This is a genomic window from Streptomyces sp. RLA131 (assembly GCF_056270125.1).
In genome coordinates this window covers 3,147,287-3,163,227 of record NZ_JBWDOQ010000002.1, presented here as the reverse complement: position 1 = coordinate 3,163,227, position 15,941 = coordinate 3,147,287, and the positions used below count along the sequence as shown (strand labels likewise).

Below are 15,941 nucleotides of genomic sequence, written 5' to 3'. Positions count from 1 at the left end.
AGCGCGGCCGAGGGCTGCGCGACCCGGTGAACGCCTGCGGCCACGGCGCCGGCCGTTCAGGGGGCGGGCACCGGAGTGCGGTCGGTGATCGCGGAGGGCGGCGGGGGCAGGGTGCGGTCGGCCGGCGGGATGTGGGGCAGGAGGGGGTCCTCGCCGAGGAAGACATGGCGGACGACGCGCTCGGCGGCCCGGCCGTCGTCGAAGGCGCAGAAGCGGGCCCGGAACGCGGCCCGCAGTTCGGCGGAGCGCTCGCTGTTCCACGCGCCGTCGCGGAAGACCCGGACGAACTCCTCGTCGCAGGTGGAGACCGCGCCGGGGGTCTCGCCGGGCTCGCCGGACAGCAGGTCGAAGTAGACGCCGCGGGAGGCCCGGTAGACCGGCCAGTCGTCGGCGTGGATGACGATGGGCCGGTCCAGGTTCGCGTAGTCGAACATGATGGACGAGTAGTCGGTGACCAGGGCGTCGGCGGCCAGGCAGAGCTGCTCGACCGACGGGTGCCGGGACACGTCGATGACCAGGCCCCGGTCGTGGAGTTCGGTCAGGGTCTCGTCGCCGGCGTGGAAGTAGTGGGTGCGGGCCAGCAGTACGAAGTCCGGGCCGAGTTCGCGGCAGACCCGGGCGAGGTCCAGGCGGGGGACGTAGCCCTTCTGGTAGTCGCGCATGGTGGGGGCGTACAGGACGGCGGTGCGGCCGGCCGGGATGCCCAGCGCGGTGCGGGCCGCCTCGACCTCGGCGGCGCCGGCCGTGAAGTAGACGTCGTTGCGCGGGTAGCCCGATTCGAGCTGGCGGAAGGAGGAGGGGTAGACCCGCTCCCAGACCTCCGTCGAGTGCGGGTTGGAGGAGAGGCTGAGGTCCCAGCGGTCGACGCGGTCCAGCAGCCGGCGGAAGCTCATGCCGTTGGCGGAGGCGGGGTAGCGCTGCTGGTCGATGCCCATCTTCTTGAGCGGGGTGCCGTGGTGGGTCTGCACATGCACGGTGCCCGGGCGCTTGACGACGGCGTTGGCGAAGTTGACGTTGTTGATGAGGTACCGGGCGCGGGCCATGGTCCGCCAGTAGCGCCTGGTGCCCGGCACCACGTAGTCCACGTCCTGGGGCACCTGGCCGGTGTCGGCCTTGCGGATCACCCACACCGCGCGGATGTGCGGGGCCAGTTCCTGCTGTTTGTGGAAGATCGCCGCCGGGTTGCAGAGCACTCCCCGGTCCCAGTAGGCCGCGTAGACCGCGAGGTCGGGCTCGACGGGCCGCCGCAGGTGGAAGCGGTACAGCGCCGACTTGAAGCGGGTGGCGGCGGTGCGCCGCGCCTTGCGGCGGCGTCTGGTCAGGTCGCGGTGCGCGCGCGCGGCCCGTTCCCGGGCGCGCAGCCGGGCGTAGCCGCCGCGGGCGAAGGGCCGCAGCTCGGCGGGCGGGACGAACCCGGCGGGCCGGTGCCGGCGGTACCAGGCCACGGCCAGCCGGAAGAACTCGCGGCGCAGCGCGGGCGGGATGCGGTCGGGGTTGTTGAGGCAGAACAGGAAGTGGGCCAGGGCCCGTTCGAAGAGCTGGGGGCGCAGCGCGTCCAGGTGGTCCTTGCCGTCGAGGAAGGCGAAGAGCCGGGTGTACTGGTCGAAGATGACGAAGTGATTGCGGCCGGGGCTGCGGGTGCTGGCGCCGTTGCGGCGCTGCCGGTACTCCAGGACGACCCGGTTGAGGCAGGCGATGCGTTCTGCGGTGAGCATGGTCTTGTACGAGACCAGCGCGTCCTCGTAGATGCCGTCGCTGAAGGCGAACCCGGGGTCGCCCCGGTAGAAGTCGCGGCGGTAGACGCGGTTGGAGGTCATCGCGAAGAGCTTGAGGAACTCGGGCCGTTCGGTGATGCGGAAGACGTCGGTGCCTGCCGAGGCCAGCAGTTCGCCGAACAGGCTCTTCTCGGCGGAGTCCCACCAGTAGGTGCGGACGTGGTCGAAGTAGAGGATGTCCGGGTCCTCGTTCTGTTTGAGCCGGTCGGCGACGGCGTCCAGGGAGCCGGCGGCGAGGGTGTCGTCGCCGTCGAGGAAGAGCAGGTAGTCGCCGGTGGCGGCGGCCGCCCCGGTGTTGCGGGAGGCGCCGACACCGCGGTTGGTGTCGTGATGGACGGCGATGACGCGGGTGTCGCGGGCGGCGTACTCGTCCAGGATGCGGCCGGAGTTGTCGGGCGAGGCGTCGTCGACGGCGATCAGTTCGGTGTCGGGGAACGACTGCGACAGGACCGAGTCGAGGCATTCCCGCAGGTAGCCCTGCACCTTGTGGACCGGGACGATGATGCTGAAGCGGGGCATGGGGGGTTCCTGTTGTGCCGGGGACAGATGGTTCACCGGGATTCACCTCGCGAGGTCATGCCTGCGGATGGACCTCGAAGGGGCTGAGCGTGGGTGCGGGCACACCGCTGGGCGGGCGCGGGGTCAGGGCGCGGGCCCGGTTGGGCGCGGGGGCGGGGCGGCGGTGCGGCAGCGGGATGACGGCGGGCAGGCCGCCGTCCTCGCCGAGGAAGACCCGGCGTACGACGCGTTCGGCGGCGTGCCCGTCGTCGTACGGGCAGAAGCGGGCTCGGAAGGCGGCCCGCAGTTCGGCGGAGCGGGGGCCGCGCCAGGCGTCGCCGGTGAGGATGCCGATCAGTTCGTCCTCGGTGCGGGCGACCGGTCCGGGCGGCTCGGCGACGATGTTGAAGTAGGTGCCCCGGGCGGCCCGGTAGGCCGCCCAGTCCTCGGTGTGCAGCACGATCGGGCGGTCGAGGTTGGCGTAGTCGAACATGATCGACGAGTAGTCGGTGAGCAGTACGTCGGCCGCCAGGCACAGCTCCTCCACCGAGGGGTGCGCGGAGACGTCGATGACGCCCTCGGGCGGGGCCGTCGGCGGGCCGCCCTCGGTCAGGTGGTGCGTGCGCAGCAGGATCACGAAGCCGGGCCCCAGTTCGCGGGCGAGGCGCCGCAGGTCGGCGGGGGTGTGCGAGCCGCGCCGGTAGTCGCGGTGGGTGGGGGCGTACAGCACGGCGGTGGCGTCGGGGGGGATGCCCAGGCCGGCGCGGATGTGCAGTACGTCCTCGGCGGTGGCCCGCTGGAGGACGTCGTTGCGCGGGTAGCCGTATTCGAGGGTGGTGAAGCCGGACGGGTAGGCGCGTTCCCAGGTCAGGGTCGAGTGTCGGTTGGCGGAGACGCTGAAGTCCCAGCGGTCGGCGTGCCGCAGCAGCCGCCCGAAGTCCGTGTCGCGGGCGGCCGCCGGGCGGTCCATCAGGTCCACGCCCATGCGCTTGAGCGGGGTGCCGTGGTGGGTCTGGACGTTGATCTGGCCGGGCCGTTTGGCGTAGCGGTCGGGCAGGTTGACGTTGCTGACCACGTACGTGGCGCGGGCCAGGGCCGTCCAGTAGGCGGCGGAGCCGGGGTGCAGCCGGTGTACGCCCGGGGGGAGGGTGTGGGCGTGCCGGGCGGTGGTGATCCAGGCGGTGCGGATGTGCGGGGCCAGGGCGCGCACGGCGGTTTCGATGGCGGCCGGGTTGCAGGCGTAGCCGCGGTCCCAGTAGGCGCTGAAGACGGCCAGTTCCGGGTCGAGGGGGCGGCGGCGCTGTACGGCGTAGTGGAGCCGGAGGGCGGCGTCGCGCAGCGTGCGGTGGGCCGCGGCCGCCCGGCGGCGCAGGACGCGCCGCAGCCGGCCGGCTGCGCGCAGCACGTCGAAGGTGCGGCGGGCGCCCAGGCCGAGGAGCAGGTGCCGGGCCTGGGTGCGCGCGCCGCCGCCGGCCGGGCGGTAGCGCTTGTGGTACTGCCGGCAGCGGGTGAAGAAGGCGGCGCGCGCGGAGCGCGGCAGCCGTCCGGGGGAGCCGTAGACGGTGGCGAGGTGGGAGGTCATCCGGGCGAAGACGGCGGGGCGCCAGCGGTCCAGGGAGGGGTCGCGGTCGATGTGGCCGAAGACCCGGTCGTACTGGTCGAAGATGTCGAAGTGTCTGCGGCTGGTGGTGCTGAGGATGTTGCCCTGCCGCCGCTGCCGGTAGTTGACGCAGACCCGGTCCAGTACGGCGATGCTGCGGGCGTTGAGCAGTACCGGGTAGGTCCAGGGTGTGTCCTCGTAGTAGCCCGGCGGGAAGGTGAAGCCGCGCCGTTCGACGAACTCCCGCCGGTACGCCTTGTTCCAGGCGACCTGGAGCAGCCGCAGCAGGCCGGGCCGGTCGGCGAGGGTGAAGGTGGGGGGTTCGCCGGGGCGGTGGGCGAGCAGGTCGGCGCGCTGGTTGCGGGTGCTGCGGCCGTCCCAGTAGGTGCGGGCGTAGTCGTAGACCAGTACGTCGGGCTCGTCGGTCTCCTTGAGCCGGTCGGCGACGGCCTGGAGGGAGCCGGGGGTGAGGGTGTCGTCGCTGTCGAGGAAGAGCAGGTAGTCGCCGGTGGCGCGGGAGATCGCGGCGTTGCGGGCCCGGCCGAGGCCGACGTTCTCGGGCAGGTGCAGCACCGTCACCCGCGCGTCACGGACCGCGAACTCGTCGAGGATGCCGCCGCTCGCGTCGGGCGAGCAGTCGTCGACGGCGAGCAGCTCGAAGTCGGAGAAGCTCTGTCCGAGGACCGACTCCATGCACTCGTGCAGGTATGCCTGCACCTTGTAGGCGGGCACGATGACGCTGAAGCGGGTCAAGGCACATCCGTAACGTCGGCAGCGGGCACGGAGCGGGCTGCGCCGGTTATAGGATGAGCTGCGACGTACGCGGCGTGTGCCCGTTATATTCCGGGCAACGCCGCGAACGGTGATCTGGTTACGGCTACTTCACGGCTCCGGCCATCACCCCGGAGACGAACTGCCTTTGGAAGGCGAAGAATACGATCAGCGGAACAACCATCGACACGAACGCGCCCGGCGCGAGGACGTCGATGTTGTTGCCGAACTGGCGTACCTGCTGCTGGAGTGCGACCGTCAGCGGCTGGGAGTCGCCGTTGGTGAAGATCAGCGCCACCAGCATGTCGTTCCACACCCACAGGAACTGGAAGATGCCCAGCGAGGCGATGGCCGGCCCGCCCAGCGGCATCACCACGGTGGCGAACAGCCGCAGCTCGCCCGCCCCGTCCAGGCGTGCCGCCTCCAGCAGTTCGCGGGGGATCTCCGCGAAGAAGTTCCGCAGCAGGAAGATCGCGAACGGCAGCCCGAAGCCGACGTGGAAGATCACCACCCCGACGATGCTGCCGAAGATCCCGAGGTCGCGGAACAGGCTCACGATGGGGATCAGCGCGATCTGGACCGGCACCACCAGCAGCCCCACCACCAGCAGGAACCACCAGTCCCGGCCGGGGAAGTCCAGCCAGGCGAAGGCGTAGCCGGCGAGCGAGCCGATCACCACCACCAGCAGGGTCGCCGGGACGGTGATCAGGATGGTGTTGAGCAGTGACGAGGTGACGGCGTCATTGCCCAGCAGCTGGTGGTAGTTGGCGAAGGTCAGCTGCGCCGGTTCGGTGAACACCGTCCACCAGCCGGTCGCCCCGATGTCCGACGGGCCCCGGAAGGACGAGACCAGCAGGCCGATCGTCGGCATCAGCCAGAACAGCGCGACCAGGATCAGGAAGACCCGCATCACCCCGCCGCCGGCGCGGCCGGCCAGCCGTGCGGCGGCGCCGCCTTTCGCGGACGGCGGCGCCGGCGGTGAAAGCGGTGCGGACGGCGCCGGTGGCGAAGTCATCGTCATCTGCCCTTCCTCTCCCTGCGGATACGGCGGATGTTGACCACCATCACGGGCACCACGAGCAGCAGCAGGACCACGCCGATCGCACTGGCCGCCCCCTGGTCGTTGCCCCCGCCGAAGGAGGACAGATACAGCTGCAGCGCCAGCACGTTGGCGTCCGGCTGGGACGGCTCGGGCGCGATGATGAAGACCAGGTCGAAGATCTTCAGTACGTTGATCATCAACGTGACCAGCACCACCACGAGCACCGGCGCCAGCAGCGGCACCGTCACCCTGCGGAAGACCTGCCACTCGTTGGCGCCGTCCACCCGGGCCGCTTCGAGCAGTTCGCGCGGCAGCCCCGCCAGCCCGGCCGCGATCAGCACCATCGCGAAGCCCGCCCACATCCACAGGTACGAGCCGATGATGGCCGGGGTGACCAGGGACGGGCCCAGCCAGTCGATGCCGTTGTACGGCTGTGCGAAGTTCGAGGCGGGCAGCCGCAGCCGGGCCCCGTCGGCGGACTCCGGGAGCGAGAAGGTGCCGTCCGCGCCGGAGGTGGCGGTGGCCACGACCCGGCCGTCCCGGACCGCCTCCACCCGGACACCCCTGAGGGCCTTCTCACCCGCGCCGATCTTCCCGAAGCCGCCGGCCTGGCCCGGGGTGAAGTCCAGCCACACGGTGCCGGTCACCCCCGGGCCCGGGTCGGCGGCGCGGGCGTCCCGCGTCCCGGCCGGCAGCTTGGCGGCCGCGATGCCGATCAGCGGCAGGGCGACCGGGGTCCCGGCCCGCACGGTGGCCCCGGTGGTGAACGAGCCGCCCGCCGACTTCGTCAGCGGCCCGCCGTCGCGCGCCCCGGCCCCCGGATAGGCCGAGGACCCGGAGAAGGTGTCGTGCACGCCGACCACCACCGCGTTGGCCACGCCCCGGGCCGGGTCCTGCTCGTACACCAGCCGGAAGATGATCCCGGCCGCCAGCATCGAGATCGCCATCGGCATGAAGACGACCAGCTTGAACGCGGTGCCCCAGCTGACCCGTTCGGTCAGCACCGCGAAGACCAGCCCGAGCGCGGTGGCCAGCACCGGGGCCACCACCACCCAGACCGCGGTGTTCTTCAGGGCGGTCAGGGTGCTGTCGTCGCTGAAGACCGAGCCGTAGTTGTCCAGCCCGACGAAGCCGCCGCCCGCGGCGTCGTACAGGCTGCGCCGGACGGTGTACCCGATCGGGTACACCACCAGCGCGCCCAGCAGCACGAGGGCGGGCAGCAGGAACAGCGCCGCCACCCACAGGCGGGTGCGGGTGACGCTCCTGCGGCTCTTCGGTACGGGTGCGCTCGCAGCCGTGGTGGCCATCTGCGCCCGCCTCAGCTGTTCGCGTACGCCTTGGCGGCGTCCGCTTCCAGCGAGGACTGGGTGCCCGCGATGTCCTTCGGGTTCTTCAGGAAGTCCTGCAGATCCTTCCACTCGCCCTTGCCGTCGGTGCCGCCGAACGCGGCCGGCGCCTGGTCGGACATGTCGAAGCGGAAGTCGTCGCCCGCCGCGATCAGCGACTTGGCGATGGCCCGCGACACGTCGTCCGGATAGGCGGACAGCTCCAGCGACTTGTTGGGGGACAGGAAGCCGCCCGACGACGCCCAGATCCTCGCCGCGTCGGCCGAGGCCAGGAAGGTCAGCAGGGCCTGCGCCCCCTTGGAGTCCTTCAGCGCCACCGCGACGTCACCGCCGCTGACCACCGGCGCCTTCCCGTCGTCCACGGCCGGGAAGGGGAACACCTTGGCGTCCGTACCGACCTTGGCCTTGGTGTTCGCCGAGATGAACGCCGACACGAAGTCGCCCTCGTAGACCATCGCCGCCTTGGCGGGGCTGCCGGTGAAGGTCTGCGTCACCGACTTGGGGAAGTCGGTCTGCAGCGCGCCGCGGGCGCCGCCCACCACCAGGTTCTTGTTGCCGAAGAGCTTGCCGAGAGTGGTCAGCGCCTGCTTGACCGAGGGATCGGTCCACTTGATCTTGTGCTCGGCGAGCTGGTCGTACTTCTGCGGGCCGGCCTGCGACAGGTACACGTTCTCGAACCAGTCGGTGAGCGTCCAGCCGTTGGCCCCGCCGACCGACACCGGGCCGGTGCCGGAGGCGTAGAGCGTGTCGGCGGTCGTGAGGAACTCGTCCCAGCTCGTGGGGGTGCTCTTGATCCCCGCGGTGTCGAACGCCGCCGTGTTGTACCAGACCAGCGACTTGTTCGCGGCCTTGGCGTAGACGCCGTACTGCTTGCCCTTGTAGGCGCCGAGGTCCTGCCAGCCCTGGGAGAAGTTCTTGGACAGCTGTGCCTGCGCGGCGCTGCCGGCCTCCTTGAGCCAGCCCTTCGCCGCGAACTGCCGCAGCACGCCCACCTGGGGGAGGAACGCCACGTCCGGCGGCTGACCGCCCTGGATCTTCGTACCGAGGAAGGTGGAGGTGTTGTCGCCGGTCGGCACGAACTTCACGGTCGCGCCCGTCCGCTTCTCGAACTCGTCGAGCACCTTGACGAAGTTCTTCTGCTCCGGCCCCGTCCACACGGCCGCCACTTCGAGCTTCTGCCCCGTGAGGCTGGGCAGTTCGAGTCCGCCCGCGCTCGAACCGCCGTTCTTCGCGGGTGTCCTGTCGTCACCTCCGCCGCAGCCCGCGGCTCCCGCTGTCAGCGTGGCAGCTGCCACGACACCGATGATCACTGTGCGCGTGCGCCTGCTGGATGTGTGCATGTGCCTTGCCATCCCCTCAGCGCGGATCAGCGCCCCACGCGACGGCAGCCCCGGTCCCGGCGGTGTCAGCTGCGCCGGGCGTCCCGTCCCCGCGTTGTCCGCTTCGCGTTCCGCGTCAGTCCTACGCCCTGGCTCTTGAGCGCCGCAATAGCGCGTCCGCGCGGGGGTGTTGGATCGTGACCCGGATGTGACCCGTCAGCTCTGCCGGGCCTGCGCGAGCGTGCCGTCGGAGCGGAGCACATAGACCGTCAGCCGGTCGCCGGACGCGGCCACCCCGGCGGCCGAGGCGGTGCCGGACGGCAGCTGCGCCAGGGACCAGTCACCGGCGGTACGGACGGCCTCGGTCAGGCCGGAGCCGTCGGAGGCGGGGGCGTAGACATGGAGGGCGGAGCCCACGGCGGCCGGTTCGGGGCGGCCGGTGGTGTCGAGCCCCTCGACCACCTCCGACGGGCGCCACGCGCCGTTGACGTAGGACAGCCGCAGCACGGCGCCGTCGGCCTTGCGGACGACGAAGGCGTCCAGCGAGCCCTTGCGCAGCGAGACCAGCCCGGGGGCGGAGGTGATCCTGCCCGCCGTGGGCACCAGGGCCCAGGCGTTCCAGCGGCCGTCGACCAGGGAGGCGGTGACGAGGTCGCCGCCGACCCGGCCGACGAGGTCGATACGGCCGGGCTCGGAGGAGGCGGCGGCGGGAGCGGAGTCGAACTCGGTGCGCTGGTCGACCTGGTACCAGCCGCCCCAGCCGGCGGCGGTGAGCGTACGGCGGTACAGCAGGTGGTCGGTGCCCAGCGCGAACAGGTCCAGGCTGCCGCTGCTCGCGGAGACCACGGCCGGGTCGTCGGACACGCTTATCCCGGTGAGCCGGTGCCAGCCGCCGTCGTAGTACCAGACGCTGCGGTCCGCGCCCCGGGCGAAGACATACGTGGTCCCGGCGTGGTTCACCGCCCGTGGTCCGCCGGTCAGCCTGACCCCCGGTGACGGCAGGGCGCGGAAGCCGGACCACTTCGACACCACGGCCGCGGTATCGGTGGTCGTGGTGGTCTGCGCCGAGTCGACCGCGCCCTGCGGCGAGGCCGCGCCGGCGGCCGGCGCCGTGGGGGTGCCGCTGGGCCGGTCCTCGCGGCTGGTGGAGCCGGAGCCGTTGTCGTCGCTGCCACCGGAGGCGGCGGCCCAGCCGCCGATCCCGGCGGCGACCAGCGCGGCAGCGGCGGCGGCCCCGAGCTTGACCCGGCGCCGGCGCAGGCTGTCCTGCGCTCCGGCGCGGTGCCGGTGCCGGGGGGCGCCCGGGGGTGCGGGGGCCCGGCCTGCGGCCAGCTCCTGCGCGGTGGGGAGCTTGATGCTGGTGTGGGTGTCGCGGGTGGAGTCGGGCGCGGCCCCCCGGACCAGGGGCACGGCGCCGCGCCGGCCGGGCGGCTCGTAGGGCTCCGCGTCGAAGTCGACCTCGTACAGGTCGCCGCCCACCGGCTCGGGCGCGTCGTGCGGCGCGTCGACGTCGATCACCGGCAGCCCGGCCAGCTGGGGCAGCAACTCGCGCAACTGGGCAGCCAGTTCGCTCGCCTTGAGCCGCGAGGCCGGGGCCTTGGCCAGGCACTGGGCGAGCAGCTGCCACAGCTCGTCCGGCAGATCGGGCAGCGGCGCCACGGACTCGGTGACATGGCGGCGCAGTACGGCGCCGGGGTGGCCGCCGCCGAAGGGCGTGAACCCCGCGATGAGTTCGTACAGGACGGTGGCGAGGGCGTAGATGTCGACGGAGGCGCGGGGCGGCAGGCCCTCGATGATCTCGGGGGCGAGGTAGTCGGGCGTGCCGATGATGCGGGTCGCGCGGGTGCGGCGCGGGGAGTCCACCAGCCGCGCGATGCCGAAGTCGGTGAGGAGGGCGGGCGGGGCGCCGCCCGGTCCGGGCGGCGCGGCCGAGTCCAGGAGTACGTTCTCGGGCTTGACGTCGCGGTGCACGACCCCGGCGGCGTGCGCGGCGGCCAGCCCGTCGGCGACGTCGGCGGCGATGGCCACGGCCGCCTCGGGGGTCAGCCGGTGCTCACGCTCCAGCCGCGAGCGCAGGTCCGTACCCCGGACCAGGTCCATCACCAGGGCGAGGTCGCTGCCGTCGACGACCAGGTCGCGGATGCCGACGATGTGCGGGTGGTCCAGCGACAGCAGGGCGGTGCGCTCCTGCACGAAGCGGCCGACGAGGTCCTGGTCGGAGGCGAGGTCCTCGCGCAGCAGCTTGATCGCGACGGGCCCGTCGGGACCCTCGCCCAGCCATACCGTCCCGGCGGAACCCCGCCCCAGCACCTGGTGGGCGGTGTACCGGCTGCCGATCTTCCGTGCCAAGGCTGCTTCGACTCCTCCGACGATCCGTCGTGTTGGCGACAAAGCTACGCGGATGAGAGCCGATTGGGGGAACGAGTCGGGGGCGACTGTGGCTTCTGCGGGAGAAATCACCCTCTGGAAGTCGACAAATCTCCAACCTCGGGTGCTCTACGGCCCTCCGCCGGGGCCGCCGCCGGCCGCGTCACCGATCGAGGACGCCCAGTCCCAGGCCTGGTGGACCCAGTGGCTCACGCTGTCCCAGAGCCCCTTGCCGGTGTTGAACCAGCCCTGCAGCGGGCCGACGTACCAGGCCAGCAGGAAGATGGCGGCCAGCACCAGGATCATGGTGAAGCAGCCCTTGAGGCAGCCCAGACCAGGGATCTTCATCGGGTTCGCGCCGCGCTGCCGCGGCTCCCTGCGCGGGGCCGGTTCGGGGGCGGCCGGGCGCTGCGGCTCGTACCGCTGGGGCTGGGGCTGCTGGTAGCGGGGCTGCTGCTGCTGGGGCGGCGGCTGCTGGTAGCGGGGCTGCTGGGGTGGCTGCTGCCGCCGCTGGGGCTGCTGCTGGTACTGCGGCGGGGGCTGGTGCTGCGGTTGGTGCTGCGGTTGGGGCTGGGGCTGGTGTTGCGGCTGCTGCTGGGCGTACCCCTGCGGCTGGGCACTCTGCTGGGGTGGCTGCTGCTGCGGCGGCTGCTGCGGCGCGGCCTGACGGCGGGGACGGCGGCGCAGCGGGTCCTGGCTGGGATCGAGGTACTGGACCTCGGTCTGCTCGGCCCGGTTCCGGGCGGCGTTGAGCTGGGACTCCCAGGGGTGCGGGCCCTGCGGCGGCTGCTGCCCGGCCTGCTGTGGAGGACCGTCCGGCATCGGCGGCATGACCCGCGTCCCGTCGGGGGCGGCCGCGGGCAGCACGCTGGTGGCCGCGTTCATGTCGTGCATGTCGTTCATGTCGTACGACGAGGGCTGCTGATGGGAGAGCACCTGCGTGGGGTCCGCGGACCCCGGCGGAACGAGCCGGCTGTCCGGGACGGTGGCAGGCGACAGGTCGGGCCCGAGCAGCGCGCCGACCGCGAACGCGGCCTCGGCTGCGTCCGGACTCGCGTGCACCCCGATGCCGGCCGCCACGACCCGCAGGGCGCGGGCCAGGCTCTCGGCGCTGGGGCGCTCCTCGGGCTCCTTGCGCAGGCAGCGTGCGATGACCGTCCACAGCGGCTCGGGCACGGTCGAGGGGCGGCGCGGCTCCTCGGTCAGGTGCTGGTGCAGCACCTCGATCGCGCTGTCGCCGCGGAACGGCGCCCGGCCGGTCAGCAGCTCGTACATCAGGATGCCGGCACCGTAGATGTCGACGGCCGAGGTCTGCGGCCGGCCCTGCGCGGCCTCGGGGGCCACATAGGCGGGCGTGCCGACGAACTCGTGCGTGCGCGTGACGCCGGGGGAGTCGGCGAGCCGGGCGATGCCGAAGTCGGTGAGCATCGGGTGCATCTGCGGGCTGCCGTCGGCGCCGGTGACCGTGGCGAGCAGGACGTTCGCGGGCTTGAGGTCGCGGTGCACCACCCCGTCCGCGTGGCTGGCGGCGAGCGCGTCGGCGACGGCGGCGGTGAGCAGCGCGGCGCCGACCGGGCTGAACGGGCCGTTCTCGCGCACGTAGCGGTAGAGGTCGGGGCCGTCGACCAGATCCATCACCAGGGCGAGCAGATCGCCCTCGACGACGAGGTCGCGGACCTTGACGATGTGCGGATGCGTGAGCCGGACCAGCACCGCGCGCTCGCGCAGGAACCGCATCACGATGTCCGGGTCGCTCGCGAGCTCTTCCTTGAGCACCTTGATCGCGACAGCCTTGCCGAAGTTCTCCCCGGGTTCGCACACCTGGGACCGCCACACGGTGCCCGTGGCACCGCGCCCGAGCGGTTCCTCCAGTACGTATTTGCTGCCTACCGGCCGCACGATCTGCGCTCCCTGGTCCGTGGCCTTTCCGGCCCACTGTAGTGCCGCGACCTGAGAGGTACCCGGCTTCTCACGCGGCACGGCCCCGGGGATTGGGACGCGGGGTACGGTCGCCTGGTTGCCCGTTCCGGCCAGGAACCGATCATCCAAGATCATTTTTATGGAGACCGGCGGCGGCTTGTCGGTGGCTAGTGGGAGTATGCGGTAGCGCGGTGTCCTCGGGACACCGCTCCCGAGCAGAAGGGACGCGAACGCCGATGCGGATCCGGCTGACCGTTCTCGGGCCGCGCAGCGGCCGCGCAGCACGCTCCTACGACGTGCTCGTCACCGCCCCCGCGGGCACGCCGCTCGGGGCCGTGGCAGGCGCGCTCGCCTCCGGCTCCGGATCCGGGCAGCCCGCGCGCGCCTCCGGTTCCACGCCCGCGCTCTACGCCGGCACCGACCGGCTCGACCCGGCCACCGCCGTACTGGGCGTGCCGCCGCTGGTCGACGGCGCGGTGCTGTCCCTGCACGCCCCCGCCGACCAGCACGCCGGCCCGCGCCCCGGCACCCCGTCGGCCGCCCGGCTGCACGTCGTCGGCGGCCCGGACGCGGGCGGGGTGCACCTGCTCCAGGGCGGCCGGGCCCGGGTGGGCCGGTCGGCCGACGCCGATGTCGCGCTGGACGACCCCGACGTCTCCCGGCTGCACTGCGTCGTGACGGTTGACCCCGAGGGCCGGGTCACCGTCGCCGACCTCGGCTCCACGAACGGCACCCGGGTGGACGACCGCCCGGTCGACGTCCACCCGGCGCCCTTCCCGCCGGGGGCGCTGCTGCGCGTCGGCGAGTCCTCGCTGCGGCTGGAGCCCTCCCCTCCCGGCTCCCCCGTGCCGCCCCCGCCCGCCTCCGTCCCGGCCATCCCCGACGGCGAGGGGTACCTGCGGGTCTCGCTGCCCCCGACGGCCTGGGCCGAGCGGGTACCGCCCGCGGTGGAGCGGTCCGCCGGGCCGGCGACGGGCGGCGCCCCGGTGGCCCGGGCCCTGGCCCCGGGCGCGGCGCCCGCCGCACCGTCCGCGCCGCCGGTGCCGCCCGGCCCGCCGGACGCGGCCCACTGGCAGCCCGCGCAGCCCGCGCCTTCCGGCCCCGCCGGCCCTGCCGGGAGCGACGACGCGGATCGGACCCGGGTCGTACGGCTGCCCCAGCAGCAGTCACAGCAGCAGTCGCAGTCGCAGCAGCAGCGCTCGCCGCGCGCCATGGCCGGAGCCATAGGCGCCTGGGCCCGGAAGCTGACCGCCGCCCGGCCGCCCGTCGCGGACGGCCCGGCCCCGGCCCAGGACCCCGCGAGGCCGGCCGCCGAAGCAGCCGCGCTGCGCGAGCGCTGGCCCGACCCCGCGACCGTCCTGCTGACCGCCCTCGGCCCCGGACCGCGTCTGTGGGAGCGCGCCCCTGGCCATCCGGACGCGCTGACGGTCCGGCTCGGCACCGCCGACCTGCCCGCCGAGGACGGCTTCGGCATGCTCCCGGCCGTGCCCTTCACCATCGACCTGCGCGATCCGCACACCTATGTACTCGGCCTGGCCGGCCCCCGCCCCCGGCTGTCCGGCCTGGCCCGGTCGGTCCTGGCCCAGCTTGCCGCGCTGCACGCGCCCTCGGTCCTGGAAGTCGTCCTCGTCAGCGCCGACCGGGCCCGCCCCGCCGAACAGCGGGCCGACGAGTGGGCCTGGCTCAACTGGCTGCCGCATCTGCTCCCCGCCCATGGACAGGACTGCCGGCTGCTCACCGCGCTCGACCGCGAACAGGCCGAGGCCCGTACCGCCGAGCTGGTCAGGCGGTGCGAGGAGGGACCGCTCGGTTCCGGCTGGGCCTCGGCGGAACCGGCCGCCGTCGCCGCCGCGGCCGCCCGGCGCGAGGGTCCGTACACCCTGCTCGTGGTGGACGGCGACCCCGGCTCGGCGTATCTGCGCGAGGCGGTCGAGCGGATCGCGGCCGCCGGCCCCTCGGTGGGCGTCCATGTGCTCTGTCTCGCCGAGACCTCGGACCGGCTGGCCGCCGAGTGCGGTGTGCTGGCCATCCTCGACGGCGAGGTGGCCACCACCCTGCGCATCGAGCCGCACGGCCCGGACCGGCTCACGCTGGACGCGGTGTCCTCCGCCTGGGCCGAGCGGTTCGCCCGCGCCCTGGCGCCGCTGCGGGAGGGGGACGCGGCCCTGCCCCGGGCGACACGTCCCGTGCTGCCAACGGCCGCCCGGCTGCTGGACGAGCTGGATCTCGCCCTGGCCACACCGGCCAAGATCTCCGCCCGCTGGGCTGCCGCCGTCTCCGGCCCCGCGGCCGCCGCCGGCACCGCCACGGCCGTCCTGGGCGCGGGGCCCGAGGGCCGGGTCACCATCGACCTGGTCGCCGAGGGCCCGCACCTGATGGCGGGCGGGGCCGCCGGCTCCGGCAAGACCGAGCTGCTCCGTTCGCTGGCCGCCGCCCTGGCCGCCGCCGAACGCCCCGACCGGCTGGGGCTGGTTCTGGTCGACGGCGCCGGCACCGAACGCGGCGAGGGGCTGCGGGCCTGCACCGACCTGCCCCATGTGTCGACGTATCTGTCCGCCTCGGACCCGGTGCGGATGCGGGAGTTCGCCCAGGCCCTGTCCGCCGAGCTCAAGCGCCGGGACGCCCTGCTCGCCGGGGCCGACTTCGGCCAGTGGCACGCCGCCCGCCGCGCCGTCGTCCCGCGCCAGGCCGACGGCGGACGCAAGCCCTCCGCCCAGGGCGCGCTGAAGGTGCAGACCCGCACCGCCACCCCGCTGCCCCGCCTCGTCGTGGTCGTCGACGACTTCGACGCCCTGGTCGCCCCCGCCCTCGGCAGCACCGGGCGGCCCGCCGCCGGCTCCGTCGTACGGGCCCTGGAGGCCGTCGCCCGCGACGGCGGACGCCTCGGCGTCCACCTCGTCGCCGCCACCGGCCGCCCCGAGCGCACCACCGGTACGGACGCGGACGACGCCGCCCGGCTGCGGATCGCCCTTCGCACGGAGGAGGCCGAGTCCGCGACCCTGCTCGTCCATGTGGACGACCCGGCGGGCCTGGACGAATCCGTCCCCGGCCGCGGCTATCTGCTGCGCCCCGGCGGCGGTGTGACCACCTTCCAGACGGGCCGCATCAGTGCCCGCATCCCGCGCACCGCCACCCTGCGGCCCACCGTCGTCCCCCTGGAATGGGAACGGATGGGCGACCCCCCGACCCGGCGTCCGGTCCGGGAACTGGGCAATGGTCCGACCGATCTGGCCCTGCTCGCCAGTGCCTTGCAGCGCGCCGCGGAATCCGCGGGCGCGGAGACCGCCCCGCCCCTGCTGTGAG

The 15,941-nt window shown here is 73.5% G+C and carries 7 protein-coding genes and 2 pseudogenes; 1 reads left to right on the top strand and 8 read right to left on the bottom strand.

Annotated features, from left to right (window positions below; all coding sequences use genetic code 11):
* Positions 1 to 56: 56 nt before the first annotated feature.
* From RWE79_RS15310 to RWE79_RS15275, 8 genes and pseudogenes are all read right to left on the bottom strand, one after another.
* Positions 57 to 2,294 (bottom strand): bifunctional glycosyltransferase/CDP-glycerol:glycerophosphate glycerophosphotransferase, encoded by a 2,238-nt coding sequence (locus RWE79_RS15310; RefSeq protein ID WP_475940624.1) that lies wholly within the window; start codon positions 2,292 to 2,294, stop codon positions 57 to 59.
* Positions 2,295 to 2,349: 55 nt separating this feature from the next.
* Positions 2,350 to 4,626 carry a bifunctional glycosyltransferase/CDP-glycerol:glycerophosphate glycerophosphotransferase gene (locus tag RWE79_RS15305; RefSeq protein WP_475940623.1) on the bottom strand — a complete coding sequence of 759 codons (2,277 nt, stop codon included), beginning with the start codon at positions 4,624 to 4,626 and terminating at the stop codon, positions 2,350 to 2,352.
* A 124-nt stretch (positions 4,627 to 4,750) separates the two neighbouring features.
* Positions 4,751 to 5,665, bottom strand: a complete 915-nt coding sequence (locus tag RWE79_RS15300; protein WP_475940622.1) for a carbohydrate ABC transporter permease — start codon at positions 5,663 to 5,665, stop codon at positions 4,751 to 4,753.
* Positions 5,662 to 6,993 carry a carbohydrate ABC transporter permease gene (locus tag RWE79_RS15295; RefSeq protein ID WP_475940621.1) on the bottom strand — a complete coding sequence of 444 codons (1,332 nt, stop codon included), beginning with the start codon at positions 6,991 to 6,993 and terminating at the stop codon, positions 5,662 to 5,664. The genes RWE79_RS15300 and RWE79_RS15295 overlap by 4 nt, the downstream gene beginning before the upstream one ends.
* Positions 6,994 to 7,004: 11 nt before the next feature.
* Positions 7,005 to 8,372 (bottom strand): ABC transporter substrate-binding protein, encoded by a 1,368-nt coding sequence (locus tag RWE79_RS15290; RefSeq protein WP_475940620.1) that lies wholly within the window; start codon positions 8,370 to 8,372, stop codon positions 7,005 to 7,007.
* A gap of 195 nt (positions 8,373 to 8,567) precedes the next feature.
* A pseudogene (locus tag RWE79_RS15285) lies at positions 8,568 to 9,386 on the bottom strand (DUF8189 domain-containing protein); the annotation flags it as partial.
* A gap of 69 nt (positions 9,387 to 9,455) precedes the next feature.
* Positions 9,456 to 10,700, bottom strand: a pseudogene (locus tag RWE79_RS15280) (serine/threonine-protein kinase); the annotation flags it as partial.
* Positions 10,701 to 10,847: 147 nt separating this feature from the next.
* Entirely contained in the window at positions 10,848 to 12,617 is a 1,770-nt protein-coding gene (locus tag RWE79_RS15275; protein WP_475940619.1) for a serine/threonine-protein kinase, read from the bottom strand.
* Positions 12,618 to 12,874: 257 nt separating this feature from the next.
* On the opposite strand from RWE79_RS15275, the gene RWE79_RS15270 reads away from it, so the two are divergent.
* Positions 12,875 to 15,940 (top strand): FtsK/SpoIIIE domain-containing protein, encoded by a 3,066-nt coding sequence (locus tag RWE79_RS15270; protein WP_475940618.1) that lies wholly within the window; start codon positions 12,875 to 12,877, stop codon positions 15,938 to 15,940.
* Position 15,941: the final 1 nt, after the last annotated feature.